The 21,788-nt window shown below is 47.7% G+C and carries 8 protein-coding genes; 1 reads left to right on the top strand and 7 read right to left on the bottom strand.

Annotated elements, in window-relative coordinates; translation table 11 throughout:
* Positions 1-420: 420 nt before the first annotated feature.
* A complete protein-coding gene (locus BLW59_RS07630) occupies positions 421-1,686 on the top strand; it encodes an NAD(P)-dependent malic enzyme (RefSeq protein WP_074697317.1) in 1,266 nt (421 codons plus the stop codon).
* 280 nt (positions 1,687-1,966) lie between these two features.
* On the opposite strand, the gene BLW59_RS07625 is transcribed toward BLW59_RS07630, so the two are convergent.
* The 7 genes from BLW59_RS07625 to BLW59_RS17350 all read right to left on the bottom strand — a co-directional run bounded on the left by BLW59_RS07625 (position 1,967) and on the right by BLW59_RS17350 (position 21,641).
* Positions 1,967-2,839, bottom strand: a complete 873-nt coding sequence (locus BLW59_RS07625; protein WP_074697316.1) for an NAD(P)/FAD-dependent oxidoreductase — start codon at positions 2,837-2,839, stop codon at positions 1,967-1,969.
* A 50-nt stretch (positions 2,840-2,889) separates the two neighbouring features.
* Entirely contained in the window at positions 2,890-3,198 is a 309-nt protein-coding gene (trxA, locus tag BLW59_RS07620) for a thioredoxin (RefSeq protein WP_074697315.1), read from the bottom strand.
* A gap of 21 nt (positions 3,199-3,219) precedes the next feature.
* Positions 3,220-3,510, bottom strand: coding sequence for an ArsR/SmtB family transcription factor (locus tag BLW59_RS07615; RefSeq protein ID WP_074697314.1), 291 nt, complete (start codon positions 3,508-3,510; stop codon positions 3,220-3,222).
* A gap of 150 nt (positions 3,511-3,660) precedes the next feature.
* Positions 3,661-6,681: a calcium-binding protein gene (locus BLW59_RS07610; RefSeq protein ID WP_139283594.1), complete on the bottom strand. Its 3,021-nt coding sequence runs from the start codon at positions 6,679-6,681 to the stop codon at positions 3,661-3,663.
* Positions 6,682-6,707: 26 nt separating this feature from the next.
* Positions 6,708-11,186 carry a hypothetical protein gene (locus tag BLW59_RS07605; protein WP_175463383.1) on the bottom strand — a complete coding sequence of 1,493 codons (4,479 nt, stop codon included), beginning with the start codon at positions 11,184-11,186 and terminating at the stop codon, positions 6,708-6,710.
* 233 nt (positions 11,187-11,419) lie between these two features.
* Complete coding sequence (locus BLW59_RS07600; protein ID WP_074697311.1) at positions 11,420-17,038, bottom strand: hypothetical protein; 5,619 nt, start codon at positions 17,036-17,038, stop codon at positions 11,420-11,422.
* A 70-nt stretch (positions 17,039-17,108) separates the two neighbouring features.
* A complete protein-coding gene (locus tag BLW59_RS17350) occupies positions 17,109-21,641 on the bottom strand; it encodes a calcium-binding protein (RefSeq protein WP_074697310.1) in 4,533 nt (1,510 codons plus the stop codon).
* Between the last annotated feature and the right edge of the window lie 147 nt (positions 21,642-21,788).

Below are 21,788 nucleotides of genomic sequence, written 5' to 3'. Positions count from 1 at the left end.
ATTACAAGCAAGTTTCCATACTTGCAAACTAGCGAAAACTCCTTATGAAATCAGTATAGATTGCCCCTCTTGCTCTGTCAATGCACCCATTGTTTATGATTACTTTTGTCCTCTTATTAAAAACTATAGTTTACAGTTATCATTCTATTCTTTTTAAATATTGGCCTTTCTGTCAAAAATCATTATAATAGGGAACATCACTATTTTACATAGTTGATATACCGGTAACATATATCATAGCATTTTGCCGGTCAGAGAAGGAATTTATACTCTGTGCCTCCGCAAGTGAGGGGCACAGGTACAGCATAAACGGAACGTGTGGAATCTGGCCGCAGGCCGGAGTCCAATTGCAGCGTTGCTGTACCTGTGAACTGAACGCCTTAGCGCAGAAAGGCCGGCCATACAGAAAGGATGTTACTTATGAAAAAGGAAAATGTAAACCAAGCTTCTCTCGAACTCCATCAGGAAAGCCAGGGCAAAATCGAAATCATGAGCAAGGTGCCCCTGAACACCCAGCGCGACCTGACCCTGGCCTACAGTCCCGGGGTGGCGGCCCCCTGCCTGGCCATCAAAGACGAGCCAGAGAAGATTTACGACTATACTTCCAAGAGCAATCTGGTGGCAGTGGTCACCAACGGCACTGCTGTCCTGGGCCTGGGGGCCATCGGCGCAGGCGCAGGCCTGCCTGTCATGGAGGGCAAGGCCATCCTCTTCAAGGGCTTCGCAGGTGTGGACTCTGTCCCCATCGCCCTTGACTCCAAAGACCCCCAGGAAATCATCCGGGCCGTGGAAATGATGGCCCCCACCTTCGGCGGCATCAATCTGGAGGACATCAAAGCTCCCGAGTGCTTCGTCATCGAAAACGAGCTCAAGAAAAGACTTGATATCCCCGTCTTCCACGATGACCAGCACGGCACCGCCATTGTGGTAGCTTCTGCCCTCATCAACGCCCTCAGAGTGGTGAAGAAGGACATGGGCGCCATCCGCGTAGTAGTGAACGGCGCAGGCGCCGCCGGCCAGGCCATCACCCGCCTGCTGGTCTCCCTGGGCGTGCAGGACATCCTGCTCTGCGACACCAAGGGCGCCATCTACGAAGGCCGTCCCGAGGGCATGAACCCCTTCAAGGACGACATCGCCAAGATCACCAACCGCCAGATGCACAAAGGCAGCCTTGCAGAAGTGCTGAAAGGCGCCGATGTCTTCGTAGGCGTTTCCGTGGCAGGCTGCGTCACCGAAGAAATGGTGCGCTCCATGGCCAAGGATCCCATCATCATGGCCATGGCCAACCCCACCCCGGAGATCATGCCGGAGCTGGCCAAGGAAGCCGGCGCTGCCATCGTCTGCACGGGCCGCTCGGACTATCCCAACCAGGTGAACAACCTGCTGGCTTTCCCGGGCATCTTCCGCGGAGCCCTGGACGTACGGGCCAAGGAAATCAACGAAGAGATGAAGCTGGCCGCCGCCCATGCCATTGCAGGGCTGATTTCCGAGAAGGATTTGGATGCCGACCATATCATCACCAGCCCCTTCGACCCCAGAGTAGCCCCTGCCGTAGCCAAGGCCGTAGCCAAAGCCGCCCAGGAGACCGGTGTAGCCAGAAGGCACGACATGACCCCTGCCGATGTGGCCGCCCATACCCGGGCACTGCTGGCTGCCCAGAATGGCAGACAGCAGGCTACTGCATAATTCCCTGAAAACAAAGAAGCAAACTCTAAAAGAAAGGCAGCTGCCGCTTATCACCTCCGATATGCGGCAGCTGCCTTTTTTATTGTGCAAGATTTATAGTAAACATCTGAATAGTTGCCAATAAGCCTTCCCCTTGAGGGGAAGGTGTCAGCCACAGGCTGACGGATGAGGTGGCCTGCTAAGGTGAATTTCGCTTGGCGAGACACCTCATCCACCGCTGACGCGGTCCCCCTTCCCCTCAAGGGGAAGGCTTTGTTTTTTCAACGACGTTTACTATAATTCACGCCTTGCCCCGCAAAAACTTCACGGCAGCCAGTCCGGCCTCAGCCCCTTGATAGACCGCCTTGGCAATCTGCAGAAGTCCCCCTGTGCAGTCCCCGGCGGCAAAAATCCCCGGCACATTGGTGGCCATCTGCCCATCCACCTTGATATTGCCGCCCTCCAGCATCACGCCCAGCTTTCGGGCCAGTTCCGTACTGCCAGCAGTGCCCAGGGCCACAAACAGGCCGTCCAGAGGCAGTTCCCTGCCATCGGCAAAGACGGTTTTTTCCACCCTGTCCGTACCTTGGAGGGAAGCCAGCTTTCCAGGAATGACCTCCACCCCGGCAGGAACTTTCCCTGCTTCTTCTCCATTGGTAAAAAGATAGACCTTGGCGGCATGAGGCAGCAGGACTTCTGCCTCATGGAGGGCATAGTCCCCCGCCCCCAGCACCGCCACAGTCTTGCCCTTGTAAAAGAACGCATCACAGGTAGCACAATAGCTGACTCCATGCCCCTCCAATTCCTTCAGTCCCGGCAAAGGCAGGCTGCGCCGGGAGGCACCGGCGGCAATAATGACTGCCTCAGCCCTATATTCCGCCTTGGCAGACTTGGCCTTGAAGCTCTTGAAATCATCGCCATAGCCAAGCTCCACCAGCTCGTCCTCTACAAAATCGATGCCCAGAGCCTTGGCACCTTCTATCCCCCGGCGCTCCAGCTCCTCCCCGGAAACGGCCTTTTCCAGTCCATAGTAATTCTGAATCAACTCCGCCTTGCCCAAGGCCCCGGTATCATTGCCTTTATAAACAACAGTAACCTCAGCTCCGCCCCGCTTGGCATAAAGGGCGGCAGAAACACCTGCGGGCCCGGCCCCCAAGATCAAAACCTTCCCCATTATCACACCTCCTAAAAATCCCTGTGAGCCAAAGCCCGCAGGGACAGAATTCATGCCAGCAGGCTTTCCACCTGCTCCTTAGGCATCAAGCCCACAGCCTCATTTACTTTCTTGCCATCCTTGAACACCACCAGGGTAGGAATGGACATTATATTGAACTGCTGTGCCAAAGCCTGCTGCTCATCCACATTGACCTTCCCAACCTTCACCTCGGGATGGCTGGCTGCCACCTCGTCAATGATAGGTGAAAGCATGCGGCAGGGCCCGCACCACTCAGCCCAGAAATCCAAAAGCACCGTGCCCTTGGCCTGCAATACTTCCTCGGCAAAATTTGCACTCGTAATAACCTTTGCGCTCATATCATAAACCTCCTAATTCACTCATTTATCTTCTGCAAACAATATTTCCAGTATTTTTTCCACTCGCTTGTCCTTCAGGGAATAGCAGATCTCCAAGCCCTGCCTGTCCCCCTGGATAATCCCTGCCTGACGCAGTTTGCCCAGATGCTGGGACACGGTAGACTGGGGAATGTCCAGACACTCCTGCATAAAGGTCACATTGCAACCGCCTCCCCGGCGCCAAAGCCCCCGCACAATGCAAAGCCGCACCGGATGGCCGATGACCTTCAGCAGTTCCGCCAGCTCGCAGAGCTTTTCCTTGTCCTCAATCATGTTTCCTGCCTCGCCCTCCTAACTTTGTGTCGCCGTCTGTATTTATATATTACGATTTTTAAATATAAAAGTCAACCATTATTTTGAGCAAGCAAAAAATGCCCCTTGAAAGGCCCATCGAGCCTGACAAGGGGCATTTGCCACCATAAATTAAAGCTTTTTCTTTTGCAGATCTGCTACTTTATAGGTTTCTTTTTCACCATACTCATTGATAAGGTTAAGCGAAGAATTCACTCCCACATCTTTCAGCCACAAAGCGCCATCACCTACAGTAAGGAGAACATCCTGCACATCACCAGTGCCGTATTTAGAATGTATTGAGCCAACCTCAACACTGCTCACGCTGCCAGACATAATCTTGATAGTCTGATTGCTCGTATACGAGATAATGGTGTCAAAGCCGTCCCCATCTGCATAGAGGTATATATCGTTGCCAGGACCTCCATTCAGTGTGTCGTTCCCTTTGCCGCCACGCAACGTATCATTGCCTGCACCACCAATCAGGGTGTCATCGCCGTTGCCACCTTCAAGCCAGTCACGGCCCTTGCCGCCCACCATTTTGTCATCGCCATCCAGACCGTAAAGTTTTGTGTTGCCACGCCCGGCTTTAAGCACGTTACCTTTGGCATTGCCGTAAATGGAAAGCTTTTTGGTTGTCTTCGTAGCATCTACATTCTTGATGCTGTCAGCATACAAACCAGCATTAAACGTGGTGCCAGCATATGCTGAGCCCAGATTCACCTGCTTCGCTGCCTTGCTGGTATATTTGGCATGATTTGGCAAACTGTTGACCACGGGCTTCAGCACTGATTTATTGCCATTGGCATCCACCACCGTGATTTTCTTGCCCACGGCATTCTTCAATGTCATGGAGCCGCTTCCCACACTCAGTATGACATCCTTGCCCTTTGCCTTCTTGCCTGTGATAGTGCCCTTGATGAGCTTTATAACATCCTTGCCTGTCTCGTAGTCCTTGATGATATCCTTGCCCTCCCCGGCTGCGTAAGCAAAGGTATCCTTGCCTGTACCACCGACAAGAGTGTCCGTCCCTGCGTCGCCACGCAGGTAATCATTGCCTGCACCGCCGACCAAACTGTCATTGCCCGTGCCGCCGTCAAGGGTATCATTGCTCTTACTGCCCACCAGCGTATCATTGCCACTCATCCCGTAAAGCTTCGCCTTAACCGCACCAGCCTTCAGGACATTGGCCTTGGCATTGCCTTTGACCGTAAGGTTAACTGCTGAGGTTTCGGTATCAAACAAGCATATGCTACCTTTGCCCACCTTCAGCACTACATCAGAGCCGCTGGCTGCCGACGTGAAGGAATCTGCTGACAGGATCTGAATGGCATCGGTGGAATTATAACCCCTTACACCATCTTTTCCGTCTCCACCGCTATAGCGCAGAACCTCCCTATTGCCCTGCAAATGAATCGAATCATTGCCCGTTCCACCGATAACAGTGACACGATTGCCACGAGCTATCAGGTAATCCGCTCCCGCACCGCCATTCAGCACAGTTTTGTGGGCATTTTCTCCTACAAAGAGATAATCACTGCCAGCCCCGCCGCTGAGGCTGTCACCTTCACCATAAGCAGTCAGAGTATCCATGCCCTGGCCACCAACCAAGGTTACTTTGCTGCCGCTGGCCGTCAGAACATCATCCCCCTGGGTTCCGTCGATGCTCACGGAATCCTTCCAGGAATAGGTTTTGGAAGCATCATATGAATCAGCAGTCTGCTTGGCCAAGTAACGCCAGAAAATATAGCCGGCCGCATAAACTTCCTTAATGGAACCGGTTGAGTTATACGAATTGAGATACTCCCTAAGCTTTGCAGGATCTTTGGCAATTTTCTCAAGGACTTCACGATCAGAATAATCATATTGCTTTCTTCCTGCGGTAAGCTCCGTCATCCCCTCCAGCATATACTGAGGCAGTTTTTCGTCCAACCCCATTGCCGACTGCACCACATGGGTAAGCTCACGCGCAAAAAGCCGGCCAGCTTCGTCGCCGCCATCAAAATGATCTTTATTTATTGTTATTCTTCCATTTTCAGTGCGCGCCTCATCATCGTCATCTGGCAGCCAATCAAAGTCCAGTTCAAGATATTGGGGATTTTTTTCGAATGAAAATCCATAGGTTTTTTCAATCAAATCTAAGGAATCATCCATTCCCCAAGAATAAATATCATCTACTGCCCCCCGGCAATAATACTCCAGCTGCTTAGAATTAGGAACAGTTACTGTAAGTCCACGTTTAGTAAAAGTATCCGCATTACCCCTATCCCCATATTTCTTGGGCATAAGCTCATCAAAATTCCTTGCCGAGCCACCAGCCCCCCAGCCTGTAATAGCCCCGCCGTAATACTCTCCTTCGCTGTCAGATATGCCGCAGTATTCTCTCAAGAAGGTATATGGCCCTGCTTGCCAACAGTCTGTCACCATGCTGTTGACCAGTTCATCAAAACTGCTGTACGAAGAGCATGCTTTCACTGCTTCATCGAGGGCTGCCTTGCCTTTCAATGGTGATTCACTGACAGTCTGGATAAAGTTCCTTACAACCTCAACACCTGAGTAATCAGTGCCATAATACTGGGAGAAAACATTGCCGTATTCATCCTTGAGCCTGACCTCACGATTCTTCATATTCTTCAAGGTTATGCTTCCGTCGGCATTCTTTCCATCCCCAATTTCTAAAACCACATCATTTCCTTCAAAGTGGCAATCTTGTACACTTCCAGATTTAAGATAAATAATGTCGTTTCCATCATAGTACTCAATGACATCACGCCCGTCACCAATTTCATACTGGAATACATCTCCACCAAAGGTTCCAGTTATAGTATCGTTACCCTTACCCATATTCCAGGTTACTGGCATATTTTCTACATAAGTGCTTTCAAATACGGATACTTTATCATCACCATTGCTGCCTATAATCTTGGCATTTGCACTTGATTTTTTCCCAAAGTCCAAATCAAAATGGATATATTTTTCCCCACTATCCACATTAATAGTGGAATTACTGGCATGGACAAATATTGAATCGCGACCAGTTCCAGTATTCACAATAGAATTTTTATTATTAACTTCAAGAAGATCATCCCCTGAAGTTCCATTTACAATGGAAGCGTCATATATCATAGATGCATTATTATTTTTTAATGCCACAACTAATTCCCCCTAATTTGCTGCTATTACTTCCGATTTAACGGATTATCACTCTTATCCGCACAGGCTGATATTTTCGCCGTTTCCTCCATAGGCGAAGCTCCTGTAGCCAATGGCATAGTGCCAATGCCTGATGTTTCTTCACTAGAAAGAATCGCCATATCCTGCCCAGGCAATGAGGTAGCGTTTTGAGATACTGCCTCCAGCTTCATGCTGTCAGAATCAACATATGCTGCACTATCATCAAAATACAACGAGGTATCTCTCTTGTCAGCACTTAAATTATCGGATTTGGAAATGACTTCGGCGGTCTCCTGCCAATTTGTTACTTCATTGCCATCAGAATCCAATATCGTAACATCCGACACCATAGTGTTTTTTAGTGTGAGTTTTAAACTACTATATTGGTCTTCATTCCACAAAACCAAGTCATTTCCATTAATTTCATAGCGGCTTACGCTATCCTTATATCCCAGTTTTATATTATCCTGTCCTTTTTGATAACCATATACTGTAATCTCACCTTCATAGAAATTATCGAAATATAGATTATCCTCGCCTTCGCCAAAGTATACCGTATCACTGCCACTGCCTGTATGAATATAGCCACCACCACTGCTGGCTATGATGGTATTATCGCGTTCATCGCCCCAAATGCTAAAACCATAAGGACGGTTCACAGCCGATGCATCCACAGTAGCTGTAGTCGTGGGGAGTGAATGAAAATCAAACATATCATTCTCATTGCCAAAAGATGCACTCACTACATATTGACCTTCATTGCTGTCGTAGTATATCCCCTCTGGCAGTTTTCCATCATACCAATATGTATCATACTGCCCAGAAAAACTATTATATACCGTTATGTCTTCTGGCTTGACATCTTTCACAGTTAATGTAGCTTTCCCGCTTTTGAGAATCACATCACTGCCGGATAACTCATAGCCATCAACTCTGCCATAATACACATTTATCCTATCCTGACCTTTAGTATAGTTATACACAATGTCATTGTCGTCATTGTGGTTCCAACGAAAATCATTCTTCCCACAACCACCGTAAAGGGTGTCATTGCCCCAGCCTCCATATACGTCCATGTCGCCACTGCCTGCAATGAGCACATCGTCGCCATTGCTCCCCCAAAGGAGGCTATGGCCTTCTTTATAAGCCGTAGCATTGCCTGTATGGACACCTTCACCATAATTACTTATGTTAAAGATATAATCAAAATATGTATTCTCTCCCAGAATTACTTCCGTCCCATCATCATTGTATGACACACCAGAATCCATGGGAATATTTTCCGCTACCTTATAGGTGGCCTTTACCCCATTCCCATCAATCACACTAAGAATCTTGTCCTTCGTATCGGCCAGGCGAATATCACCCAACGTACTCTTGAAGACAACATCATTATCAACGAGAGAGAACTCATCAATGGTACCTTCGCTCAATACCAGAGTAAGATTCTGGCTATCATAGGTGACACCATCGGGAAGGCTGGTCGTGGTAGGTGCATTGTAGATTTTCTCAATCTTTTCCCCATCCGTTCCCTGAATGGTAATCACTTTGCCAACAGCTTTTTTTATAGTGAGGGTATTGCCTGTATTGGATGTAAGAATAACATCCTCTCCGGAAACCTCGCCACTATCCAGGCTTCCAGCACTAAAAATCACAACATCCTTGCCACTGGCGTAGTTATAGATCGTATCATTGCCCAGGTCAGCGCCCCAGTAGAACTTGTCACGTCCCCTGTTGCCATAGAGCTTATCATTGCCCATGCCACCAATAAGAGAGGCCCCGCCACGTCCGGCCTTCAAGATATCATTCTTTGCGCTGCCATACAACTTGGAGGCTTTAGACCCACCGGTCAGTTTAACAGCCTTCTTGGAACGTCTGGCGTCCAAGGTATCAATAGCATGATACAATTCAGTATTACCCAGAGAAACTGTTGCCCCTGTTTTTATCTGCAACGTGTCTTTATATTTAGTGCTGCCATAGTAATGATTACTATACCCGTAAACAAAAGTATTGGCTTTATCCTGACGGCCAAAATAATAAGCCGCAGTATTATCATCAGCATCAGTAATATCTACCCGCTGATTAGTCTTGCCCACCAATTTCACCGAGCCAGTATCAGATTCCAGGACAACATCAGTACCAACGGTTGCAACACTGTCCAGGTATGCCTCATTATAGAAATGAAGCATATCCTTGCCGCTCTGGAAATTGTGAATGGTATCTGCGCCATCACCATTACCGTACCAGAAGACATCCGTGCCAGCACCACCATATATGATGTCATCGCCACCCTGGCCATATATATTACTGCCCTTCTTGCCAGCTTTGATGGTATTATCATTGTTGCCAGCCTTAATGGTAATATTATAGATCTCCTTGGAAGCATCTACCGTAAGCACAGTGTCTGCATAAGCCTCTGCATCCCAAGTGCCCTTAAAAGGAGCTTTGATAATGGCGGTAGTTTTATCGTCATCATAGGTGACACCAGCGGGACTGTAAGTCTTATTAGTCACATTACCCTTAGTATCTGCCACCACAATTTCCTTATTGGCAGCATTTTTAATTCTGAGCGTGTTGCCAGAAGTAGAAGTCAGTATTACATCAGAGCCGGAAGCCTTGCCACTCTTCAGACGGCCTGCACTTAGCACAATGATGTCCATTTCGCTATCGTACCCATAAAGGATATCATTGCCCAGGCCGGCCCCCCAATAGATCTTATCTGCGCCAATGCCGCCATAAAGCAGGTCATTGCCCTTGCCGCCAATAAGGGAAGCTCCGCCACGGCCGGCTACCAGGGTATCATTCTTCGCACTGCCATAAAGTTTGGAAACCTTAGCCCCACCGGTGAGCTTCACTGCTTTCTTTGACTTTCTGGCATCCAGATTATCAATATCATGGTACAGCGTAGTGTTCTCCAGAGAAACATTTGCCCTGGTATTTACCCGCAGTGTATCCTCATATTCGGCACTGCCGTAATAGCTCTTATTGACACCATAGACAAAAGTATTGGCCTTATCCTGGCGGCCAAAATAATATGCTCTGTTCCTGCCGTCAGCATCAACAATATCTACCCGCTGATTGGCCTTGCCCATCAGCGTTACTGAACCACTGGCAGAACTCAGGATCACATCGTTGCCAGAAGTGGCCACACTTGCCAACTGGGCATTGTCATAGAAACGCAAAACATCCTGGCCGCTCTTGAAATTGTAGACGGTATCCTCGCCGTCAGCATTGCCATACCAAATGACATCTTTGCCAGCACCAGCATATATGGTATCATTACCACCCTGGCCGTAAATATCCCCGCCATTGCGGCCAGCCTCGATCATGCTGTCATATCGCCCTGCCTTAATGGTTATGCTGTCATCTGCCTGGGATGCATCTATATCACGCACAGTATCGACATAATCTGCGGCATCCCATATACCTTTGAAAGGCGCTGTTATGGTGACAGCCGTCTTTGTTTCATTGTAATAAACGCCCTCCGGCAGGCTGCCAACCACATCATCAGCGGCCTGCTTGGCCAAATAGCGGAACAGCATATAGCCGCCGGCATAAGTATCGGAACCGCAATCATAATAAGTGCCACGAATACTAAACAGACTTTTAAGATAATCTTCATTGCCCGTGACCGCCAAATCGCGGATTGAATACTCACGCTCATCGTCTATGCCATGAACCAGTTCTGCCAGACCTTCCTTCACAAACAGGGGCAGATTGGCAAAGTTATCTATGTTGGCAGCCATTACAGCATGGACAAACTCATGTGCCAAGGTACGATCAAGATAAAAAGATGCTTCTTCAGCAGCACCATTCACATCCTGTTGGTCAAAACCGCCGTAATAACACATATTCACTTTCAGTGTCAACTCTTCAGTTAGCCCTGTAAACATATCATAGGAAGACCTCACCGCAGCAAGAACATTATCGTCCTCGTTGTAGAAGCTCAGGGAAATATCTTTTACTGAAGTGCCTGCTTCCGTGAAGTTCAGGCCAAAAGATTCCTGAATAAGGTCCAAAGCGCCCTTGGTCCACCAGCTATAAAGACGGTCCACAATGGCCTGCTCATCGCTGCTCAGGGTACTCCTATCCGGCCAATGAAAGGTCAGACCATTGATAGTGCTGCTGCCACCGTCAGGGTAGGTCTGAACTTCGCCAGATTCAGGCACAATACTATCAGCGGTTTTAGTCACGGCAGCACCTGCATCAGAACCGGTAATTGCCCCAGTATCCTCATTATCCAGAATTATCCCACAATAATCCTTCAAGAAGCTGTCTATTTTTTCATCATAGCCACGGTAAAAGTCATAACTGCCGCCATGATTACTCACATCACTAATAAAACTGTCAATCAGGTCCTGCATGTCGGAGAATCTTCCTCCTGAGCAGTTTTTGATAGCCTCGTCCAAAGCAGCAGCACCAGACAGGGTGGTGTTGTCCAATGAACGCATAAAGGCCTTGATCACATCCTGTTGCGTAGCCATTCCCTTCACATCCTTTTTCTCGTGGGAGAAGGAGTTCATTTTGCAGCACTGACTATCCTTCTCATTAAACAAATTTATCATACCATTAAACCTACATTAGAAAATTTTACACCTGTTCACACCATAAAGCAAGTGCCGCCCTCTTATTTCCAACAAAAGCCGGCAGCAAAACAAGCGCCCCCAACAGCCGGCTAAAAGGCCAGAACTGTCAGGGGCGCTTGTTGTCAGGTCAGTCACTTGCTGCTAAGAAAATCATCCTTCTTCACGGAACCTGCATACAGGGGGCCGTTTTCCCCTACAGGGGCAAGCCCCTGGGTTGTCACAACATTCCCTGCCAAGAGTGTCCCGGCAGCATCAGAGTTCATTTCATTAGAATAGGCCACCATATCCTGAGCCAGCTTCTGGGCAGCCAGGTCAGCCTGATTCTGAGAAACAGACTCCATCAACATGCTGTCATGGTCAACATAAGTCTTGTCATCATCTAAATACAAAGATGTGGTGTCTGCCGATACAGAACCCATATCCTCCGAAATACCAGCTTCCTTCAAGGTTACCAGGCATTCTTTCTTTTCCTCTGCCACAGCCAAAGACTCGTTGCCATTAGCTAACGTTTCTTCAGTTGTTACTGCGCAAGCGGAAGTAGATGTTTCTAACAATGCAGCGTTCTGCTGCCAGGCCGTCACTTCCTTGCCGTAGGAATCCAACACAGTAACATCTGATAACTGAGTATCTTTCAAGGTAAGCTTGGATTTCCAATAACTGCCTTCATTCCACATAACCAGGTCATTTCCATTGATTTCGTAGCGGGTTACAGTATCACCATATCCCAGTTCTATAGCATCCTGTCCTTTCTTATAGCCATATACTGTAATTTCTGCCCCATAAAAGTGACCCCAACCAAGACTATCCCTGCCATCACCAAAATACACCGTATCACAACCACTGCCTGTTTGAATGTAGCCACCGCCACGGCTGGCAATAATGGTATTGTCACGCTCATCGCCGTAAATACTAAAGTGAGAGCTATTTACAGCTGTAGCATCCAAAGAAGCGGTCAGATCAGGAAGAGAAGCCATGTCTACCAAGTAGTTTCTATTGCCAAAGAAGCTGCTTAATATGTACTGGTTCTTAGCACTATCATAAGTCACACCATCTGGCAGTTTTCCATCGTACCAATAGGTATCATACTGATCTGAGAAGTCATTGTATACCGTAATATCTCCCGGCTTGACATCTTTCACAGTCAAAGTAGCATTGCCACTTTTTAGGATTACATCGTTACCAGATACCGTATAACTCTCAATTCTGTTAGATTCCAGCTTAATCCTATCCTGGCCCGTCGTATAATTGTAGACAACATCATTCCCAAAGCTGCGACTCCAGCCGAAATCATTTTTGCCGCTTCCACCATAAAGCGTGTCATTGCCAAAGCTTCCATACAATTCCATCTCTCCGCTGCCAGCAATGAGCACATCATCATGGATGCTACCCCAAAGAATACAATGGTCTTTCTTGGAGGCCGTGGCATTGCCGGTACGGACAGTTTGTACATCCTCGTTTATATCGAATATATACTTAATGTACGTATTCTCCCCCAGGATTACCTCCGTATTACCATCATTATATGCGGCCTCGGTGCCTGTGGGGATATTCCCAGCAACCTTATAAGTGGCTTTAACCCCGTCCCCATCTACCACACTAAGGATCTTATCCTTGCCATCGGCAATGCGGATATCGCCCACCGTGCTCTTGAAGATGACATCATTACCCTCCAGTGAGAAACTATCAATGGTGCCATTGCTGATCTTCACTGTCAGTGTATTACTGTCATAAGTGACACCGGCAGGAAGTGATGTATCAGTAGTGGGCACATTGTAGATTTTCTCCACCTTTACTCCATCGGTCCCCTGGATGGTAATGGCCTTGCCGGCAGCTTTTTTGATGGTAACCGTGTTGCCGGTGTTGGAAGTGAGTACTACATCCTGCCCGGAAACCATGCCACTCTCAAGGCTTCCTTCGCTGAAAACTAAGATATCCTTACCGCTGGTGTAGTTATAGATCTTATCGTTACCCAGATTAGCACCCCAATAGAACTTATCCTTACCTTTGCCACCATAGAGCGTATCATTGCCCATGCCACCGATAAGAGAAGCACCACCGCTGCCGGCTACCAGTTTGTCACTTTTTGCGCTGCCGTACAATTTCGAGGCCTTCGTACCACCTGTAAGTTTCACAGCTTTCTTGGAGTTTCTGGCATCCAGGGTATCAATATCATGATACAAGGTTTTATTAGCCAGGGAAACCGTTGCCCCCGTATTTATCTGGAGAGTATCTTTATACTTGGTACTGCCATAATAACTCCGGTTAGCAGCATATACAAAGGTATTGGCCTTGTCCTGGCGGCCAAAATAATAAATTGTGTTCTTCCCGGCATTATCCGTAATATCTACCCGCTGGTTGGTCATCCCCACCAGTTTTACCGAGCCAGTACCGGATTTCAAAACCACGCTGGTGCCTGAAGTCGTCACACTATCGATTTGAGCTTCGTTGTAAAAACGCAGGACGTCAGTGCCGCTCTGGAAATTGTAAATAGTGTCCGTACCATCGCCAGTGCCATACCAGATAACATCCTTCTTGGCACCGCCGTAGATTTTATCATTACCTCCCTGGCCGTAGATATTGCTGCCGTTCCCGCCGGCTTTAATGGTGTTATTGTAATTGCCAGCCTTAATGGTAATTTTATTGGTTTCTTTTGATGCATCAATAGTGCGTATGCTGTCAGCAAATTTGGCAGCATCCCAGGTGCCGCTGTAAGGAGCCTTAATGATGGCTTTAGTTTTAGCGGTATTATAAGTTACACCAGGAGAAAGATACGTCTTCCTGGTCTGGGTGCCCTTGGTATTTGCCACCACAATTTCCTTATTGGCAGCATTTTTTATCTTGATAGTATTACCGCCACTGGAAGTCAATATCACATCGGAGCCAGATACCTTGCCACTCTTCAGGCTGCCTGAACTAAAGGCGATGATATCTTTACTGATTTCATAATTATAAACGACATCATCCCCCCAACCTGAGCCCCAATAAAATTTATCCGTACCTGCACCACCGTAGAGGGTATCATTCCCCTTGCCGCCGATAAGAGAAGCACCGCCGCTGCCAGCCGTCAGTTTGTCATTTTGTGCACTGCCGTACAACTTGGAGGCCTGTGTCCCACCGTAAAGTTTCACGGCCTTCTTCGACTTTCTGGCATCCAAAATGTCAATATCATGATACAGGGTGGTATTAGCCAGGGACACTGTGGCCCCCTTATTTACCTGCAGGGTATCTCTATATCCGACACTGCCATAATAAATACGGTTGGCGGCATAGACAAAGGTATTGGCCTTATCCTGGCGGCCGAAATAATAGCCCATGTTCTTCCCGTCTGTATCCGTAATATATATCCGCTTGTTGGTCCTATCCGTCAATGTCACCGACCCATTACCGGATTTCAGGATCACATTAGTACCATCAGTCGTGACACTGTCCAGTTGGGCCGTATCGTAAAAGCACAGAATATCAGTGCTACTCTGAAAATCGCAGATGACATCATGCCCATCACCATTGCCGTACCAGAAAACATCCTTCCCGGCGCCGCCGTAAATGATATCATTACCGCCCTGTCCGTAAATATTCGTGCCATTCACGCCGGCTTTGATGATGTTATTATATTCTCCCGCCTTAATGGTAATGCTATTGGTTGCCTGGGAAGCGTCCACCGTACGCACAGTAGAGGCATAATCCTGCGCATCCCAGGTTCCCTCAAATGGATCTTCGATGGTTACGGCTGTCTTGTCGTAATTGTAAGTGACGCCAGTTAGATCATAGACCTTCTGGGTGGTGATGGTGCCATCGGCATTCTCCATCACGATAACCTTACCACGGGCATCTTTTATGGTAATTACACTGCCGGTATTGGAAGTCAGGACCACATCATTGCCGACTACCGTACCACTCTCCAGTTCTCCCTCCTCGAATGAGATGACATCCTTGCCGCTTTCATAGCCGTAAACCACATCGTTGCCAGGGTAAGCCCCCCACCAGAATGCATCTATTCCGCTGCTTCCATAGTAAATATCATCCCCCGGTCCACCCAGCAGGGCTGCATCTCCAGGTCCGGCTGTCAGGGTATCATTTTGAGTCCCACCATATAACACCGTATGCCTGGCACCGCCAGTGAGGTTCACTGCCTCATTGGAGCCAGTGGCATCCACTATATCAATATTATGGTACAACTCGGTATCAGCCAAAGAGACCGTAGCCGCAGAATTTATCTTCAGCCTGTCCGTATGTATCAGGCTGCCATAATAGTGGCTGCCAGCTTCATAAGTAAAGATGTTATCTGCACCCTGCCGGCCAAAATAATAAGCTGCATTATTCCCACCTGCATCCGTAATATCTACCCGCTGATTGGTCATGCCAACCAGCTTCACTGAGCCATTGCCAACAGTCAGGAGAACATCGGTACCGGAAGTAGCAACACTATCAAGCTGCGCCGAATTGTAAAAGTGGAGGACATCAGTGCCACTCTGGAAATCATAAATGATATCCGCACCGTCACCAGTGCCATACCAGATAACATCTTTCCCTGCGCCGCCGTAAATAGTATCATCGCCACCCTGACCGTAAATATCGCTGCCATTAAGACCAGCCTTGATGGTACTATCATTACTTCCTGCCTTGATGGTAATATTGTTAGTTTCCTGGGAGGCATCCACCAATTGCACAGTATAAGCATAATCCAGGGCATCCCAGATACCGACGAAGGGCGCTACTATGGTAACAGCAGTCTTATCAGCATTGTAGTAAACACCACTGGGCAGTTCCACCACATCAGAGTTAGCAGCCTGCTTGGCCAAATAGCGAAACAACATATAGCCGCCGGCATAGGAATCACTCCCGCAGTCATAATAAGTGCCACGGATGGTGAACATGCTCTTCAAGTAATCCACCATGCTGTTCGTTGCCAGCTTGCGGATTCTCGAAGTGCGTTCATCATCAATGCCGTGAACCAGCTCCGCCAGACCTTCCTTGACAAACTTAGGCAAATTGTGAAAATGATCAATATTCGCAGCCATAACAGCATGAACAAATTCATGCGCTAAAGTGCGATCAAGGTAAAAAGAAGTATTACTGGCAGCACCATTCACATCCTGCCTGTTGAAGCCAGCATAATAATACATATTTACGCTCAGTGTCAACCTAGTTGCTTTACCTGTATATGAAGAGTACCTATGGTTTACAGAAGCCAAAATAGACTCATTTGCATTGGTATAGAACTCTATCGAAATCTCCTTTACCGACGTGCCTGCCTCCATAAAATTCAGACCGAAAGATTCCTGAATAAGCTCCAAGGCCCCCTTGGCCCACCAGCTGTAGATGCGGTCCGCAACGGCCTGTTCATCACTGCCAAGACTGCTCCTGTCCGGCCAATGAAAAGTCAGTCCGTTGATGGTAGTGCTGCCGCCACTGGGATAGGATAAAAGGGAGCCTGATTCCACCACAATGCTTTCAGCAGTTTTTGTCACGGTGCCACCCGCATCGGAGCCGGAAATTGCCCCCGTATCATCATTTCCCAGAATTATCCCACAGTAATCCTTCAAGAATTTTTCGGTTTGGGAATCATAATAGGTATAGTTCCCGCCATAATTCTGCACATCACTAATAAAGCTGTCAATCAAATCCTGCATATCGGAGAACCTGCCCCCGGATGAGTTTCTTATAGCTTCATCCAAAGCATCAGCACCAGACAAAGTAGTGTTATCCAGAGAACGCATAAAGGCCTTAATAACATCCTGCTGCGTAGCCATCTCCTTAACCCCTTTCCTTAGAAAGCATTCCTCTTAGCAGATGTCTTTTTCAAACTCAAACATACACCTGTTAAATATTTCTCTTCTCCAGCGTTGCCACACCATAACTTGTCCTTTTATCATTCGCATCTATAACACTAAAAGAGGAATTACAGCCCATATCTTTCAGTGTCATGCTCCCAGTCCCAACGGTCAGTATCACATCCTGCACACAACCGGCTCCGGCCAGGGAATGTATCTGGCTGGCGTACATGTCATCCACATTACCGGACATAACCTTGATGGCCTGATCACCTGTGTAGGATAAGATCACATCATCGCCGTCACCGTCGTAATAAAGGAAGACATCTTTGCCAGTGCCGCCATAGAGAGTGTCGTTGTTCTTGCCTCCACCGAGGGTATCATTGCCGGCTCCACCAGAAAGGGTGTCCTTGCCAACACCGCCGTAGAGACAGTCATGACCTTTGCCCCCCACCAGGCTGTCGTTACCATCCTGGCCGTAGAGCTTGGAACCTTTGCTGCCTGCCTTAATGACATTGTTGTTGTCATTGCCATAAATAGTGAGTCTCTTGGTTGTTTTCGTAGCATATATCTTCTTGATACTCGTAGCATACAGGCCAGCATCGAAGCTGGTGGAAGCATAGGCCGAGGCCAGGCTCACCTTGGTCTGCTTGGTGTCCGTATACTTGGTATTATCTGGCAAATCATTTACCAAAGGAGCAGTAGTTGACTTATTGCCACTAGCATCTATCACCGTGATTTTCTTGCCTATGGCATTCTTCAGTGTCATGGAGCCGGTGCCTACGGTCAGGATTACATCCTTGCCACTAAGCTCATGCCCGGTGATGGCGCCTTTTGTGATTTTAACCACATCTTTGCCAGTTTCATAATCACGAATGATATCTTTGCCATCTCCCGTTGCATAAAAGAAGGTATCATTTCCTGCACCACCGACCAGGGTATCAGTCCCAGTTCCGCCGTACAGGGAATCATTTCCGTCACCGCCGCTCAGGCTGTCATTCCCTTTGCCACCTTTTAGCAGATCATTTCCACTGCCGCCAGACAGTGTATCCTTGCCGACACCGCCATATAGGCTGTCCTTGCCATCCTGTCCGTACAGTTTCGAGCCAACCTTCCCTGCTTTCAGCGTATTGGCATTTGCATTACCGTAGATCGTGAGGCCCTTTTCAGTTTTCGTTGCATCTACGGTCTTTATACCCGTTGCATACAATTCAGCGTTAAAGGTGCCTGAGTATCCCGCAGCCAGACTAACCTTGGTCTGCTTGGTGTCCGTAAAACTGGCGTTATTGGGCAGATTATTTACTATGGGGTCAAGGGTTGACTTATTGCCATTGGCATCTGCCACCGTAATTTTCTTACCCACGGCATTTTTCAAGGTCATGGAGCCACTACCTACCGTCAGGATAACATCTTTGCCACTGGCTTTCTTGCCAGTAATTGTGCCCTTCGTAAGCTTAATTACATCTTTTCCTGCCTCGTAATCTTTGATAATGTCTTTCCCATCACCTGACGCATAAAGGAACGTATCGTTGCCGGTGCCTCCTACCAAGGTATCTGCCCCTGTGCCACCGCGCAGACAGTCATTGCCGGTACCTCCATCAAGATAATCCTTTCCTTTGCCGCCTATCAGGGTATCCTTGCCACCCAGCCCGTAAAGTTTAGTTCCAGTGCTTACTGCTTTAAGCTTATTGGAACCACTGGTACCATAGATACTAAGCTTTAATGCTTCATCCTTAGCATCTTTTAAAAGAATGCTATCTGAGCCAACCTTCAGGACAGCATCATTGCCACTGGCAGTCACCGAATAGGATTTTACTGATTCGAGCTGGATAGTATCCTTCGCATATTTGTAGCCAAAGACTACATCGCTGCCATCACCATTTACATAACGGACCACCCCGCCTGAGCCCTCCAGATAAATGGTGTCGCTCCCAGCCCCACCATATAAAGTAGATTTGTCACCTACTGCTTTTAAGATATCTTCTCCAGCACCACCATCCAGCACCGCTTTGCTGGCACTTGCTCCGGCAAAAAGATAATCATTGCCCACGCCGCCGCTGAGGCTGTCGCCTTCCCCGTAGGCCGTCAGCGTATCCATACCATCGCCGCCAGCCAGGGTTACTTTAGCCCCTCTGACTGCCAGCAAATCATTTGCGGATGATCCGCTTATCTTCACACTGTCATCCCAGGCGTGCGCCTGGGTGACATCGTAGGAATCAGCAGCCTGCTTAGCCAGGTAACGCCATAAAATAAACCCTGCTGCATAATTGCAAATATCAGTCGCATTATCAGACGCAGAACCATAAATATACTGCAATAGCTTCGCTGGATTGTCTGCCAGATACTCAAGGGCCCACCTTACATCATCTTCCCGGCCTGCAGTGAGATCAGCCATCCCCTCCACCACTGCCGGGGAAGCATTGCCCATCTGTCCAAAGGTGTTTTGGGCAACATGGGTGAGCTCATGGGCCAAAACAGCATCCATCCCTCCGCCACTTTTATCTGATGCAGTAAAATCGGCGTAAGCCAAATTCAGCCCGATCGTCCCCCATCTGGTAACCCCTAAAGTCTGCGAATCCGGGTCATTATAAAAAGTCAGGGCAATAGAAGTTGGATTGTCCTCAAAGGAGATGCCATAGGACTTTTCAATCAAATTCAAAGCGTCATCCAGCCACCATGAATACACAGCCTGTACAACCTGCTGTTCTTTTTCCGTCAAGGTGGACTTCTTGGGCACAGTCACAGTAAGGCCGCGTTTAGTAAAGGTTGTTTCCGCAGGATATACCGCTGCCCCATTTTTGGGCATAAGCTCGCTTATGCCGGCGGCTTCCGGGTTGCCGGCTTCCCAGCCTGTGATAGCCCCCGTGTCCCCATTGGCAAAAATGATTCCGCAATATTTTTGCAAAAAAGTCTCCGCATTTCCGGCAGCCTTGCAGTCAGCAAATAGTTTGTTTAATAGATCATCAACGCTCTTGTAGGAAGAACACGCCTTCACAGCCTCTTCCCGAGCCTCAAGGCCTTCCAGGGGGGATTCACTCAGAGTCCGCACGCAGTTTTGTATGACAGCCAAAGGAGAATAACCCGTGCCATAATATTTTGTGGTAACTTTGCCCTTCTTGTCCATAATATTTATGTTGTGATTGGTCATGTTTTTCAAGGTAATACTGCCGTCCCCTACCTTCAGCACCAAATCACTGCCTTCAAAGGAATAGCCGTCCACCTTCCCTGATTTCAGCTGAATCGCGTCCTCAGCACTGTAATTTTCAATAACATCATTTCCATCACCGCTTGTATACTGGAATATATCCCGCGCCTTGGAGCCATATAAGGTATCATCACCTTTGCCGCCCTTCAAGGTCATACTCTCTATATTTGAGGTGTAGAAGTAAGATTCATCAAATTTGATTTCTTCAGCACCATCACTGCCAAAAATCTTGGCCTTTTTCATATTGTAGCCCAAACTGATGATTTTCTTCCCACCTTCAGCATAAATAACAGGGCAGTCATTTTCATCTCCGCTTATGCGAATGGTATCATTGCCGCTCCCGGAATGCACTGTAACTTGGCCAGTGCCAGCAAAAATAGAATCATCACCAGCCCCCATATCCACCAAAACTTTCATAGCAAGGCAATTGATAGAATCATTGCCTGCACCACCGATGATGGTTACATTGTTGGCACCATTGGAAATGTAATCATTTCCAGTGCCGCCATCTATGGATGATTTCACTCCGTAATTTATAATGGAATCATCGCCTGAACCTGCCTTGATGGTAACATTTGTGCCTTCGCCAAAATTAACAATATCATCCCTGCCGCTTCCGGCATCGATTACCGATTTCGCCCCGGAATTCAGGACAGTATCATCCCCTGCGCCGGACTTTATCTTCGCCCTTATTCCACCGTCCGAATTATGGATAATATCGTTACCCTTCCCAGCATCTATCACCGTGCGTGCCTCAGCATTATTGATACAATCCGCTCCTTCTCCCCCATATATACTGGCCTTGACTCCATTATTTACGACAGAATCATCCCCGCCTCCAACACTAATACGCACGCTTTCCCCTTCATTGTAAACGTAATCTATTCCAAGCCCCGCATTGATCCGTGCCTTATTACCAAAATTGGTAACAGAATCATTTCCCATATCAGAAGTTATTGTTACCATTTCTGTCTCTCTATGGTTATATATGTAAGTACCGTCATTCACGGCATTAATTGAAGCCCCGTTTCCAAAATTTATAACAGAATCCTTCCCTGCTCCAGCGACTATTGTTACCTTGTTTCCCTCGTTATATATGGAATCATCGTCTTTCTCGCCATCTATCAGGACATAGTCGCCATAATTTCTAAGATTATCATTGCCAGTGCCACCTTTTAAAGTGACATTAGTGGATTCTTTGCTATTTTCTATATTATCATTACCTTCTTCACCATAGACTACAACGCCTGACCCAAAATTATAAATACTGTCATCTCCCGCACCGCCCTTAATGGTCGCACCAATACCATTATTAAAGATCAGGTCCGCATCGCCACTTCCGTAATAAACTATATAATCTTCAAGCGTCAATGCCATGATAATTACCCCCTCCAGATAGACGATGAGCTACACCATCCTGTACAAGAAGCACCTTCCTTTGATAAGATAAAACGTTCGTTGTTATTTATAGTTTAATAAATAACATTTATCCATTTAAGCTATCATTTATGAGTATATTCCACC

The sequence above is a fragment of the Selenomonas sp. KH1T6 genome (assembly GCF_900108415.1).
GTDB classification, from domain to species: domain Bacteria; phylum Bacillota; class Negativicutes; order Selenomonadales; family Selenomonadaceae; genus Selenomonas_B; species Selenomonas_B ruminantium_A.
The sequence above is the reverse complement of the archived record's forward strand: the minus strand, read 5'-3'. Positions and strand labels throughout refer to the sequence as shown.

Excerpts from the sequence above, each read along its gene's own strand:
- BLW59_RS07630 (WP_074697317.1), top strand. The coding sequence starts at position 421 with ATGAAAAAGGAAAATGTAAACCAAGCTTCTCTCGAACTCCATCAGGAA.
- BLW59_RS07625 (WP_074697316.1), bottom strand. The coding sequence starts at position 2,839 with ATGGGGAAGGTTTTGATCTTGGGGGCCGGGCCCGCAGGTGTTTCTGCC.
- trxA (WP_074697315.1), bottom strand. The coding sequence starts at position 3,198 with ATGAGCGCAAAGGTTATTACGAGTGCAAATTTTGCCGAGGAAGTATTG.
- BLW59_RS07615 (WP_074697314.1), bottom strand. The coding sequence starts at position 3,510 with ATGATTGAGGACAAGGAAAAGCTCTGCGAGCTGGCGGAACTGCTGAAG.
- BLW59_RS07605 (WP_175463383.1), bottom strand. The coding sequence starts at position 11,186 with ATGGCTACGCAACAGGATGTGATCAAGGCCTTTATGCGTTCATTGGAC.
- BLW59_RS07600 (WP_074697311.1), bottom strand. The coding sequence starts at position 17,038 with ATGGCTACGCAGCAGGATGTTATTAAGGCCTTTATGCGTTCTCTGGAT.
- BLW59_RS17350 (WP_074697310.1), bottom strand. The coding sequence starts at position 21,641 with ATGGCATTGACGCTTGAAGATTATATAGTTTATTACGGAAGTGGCGAT.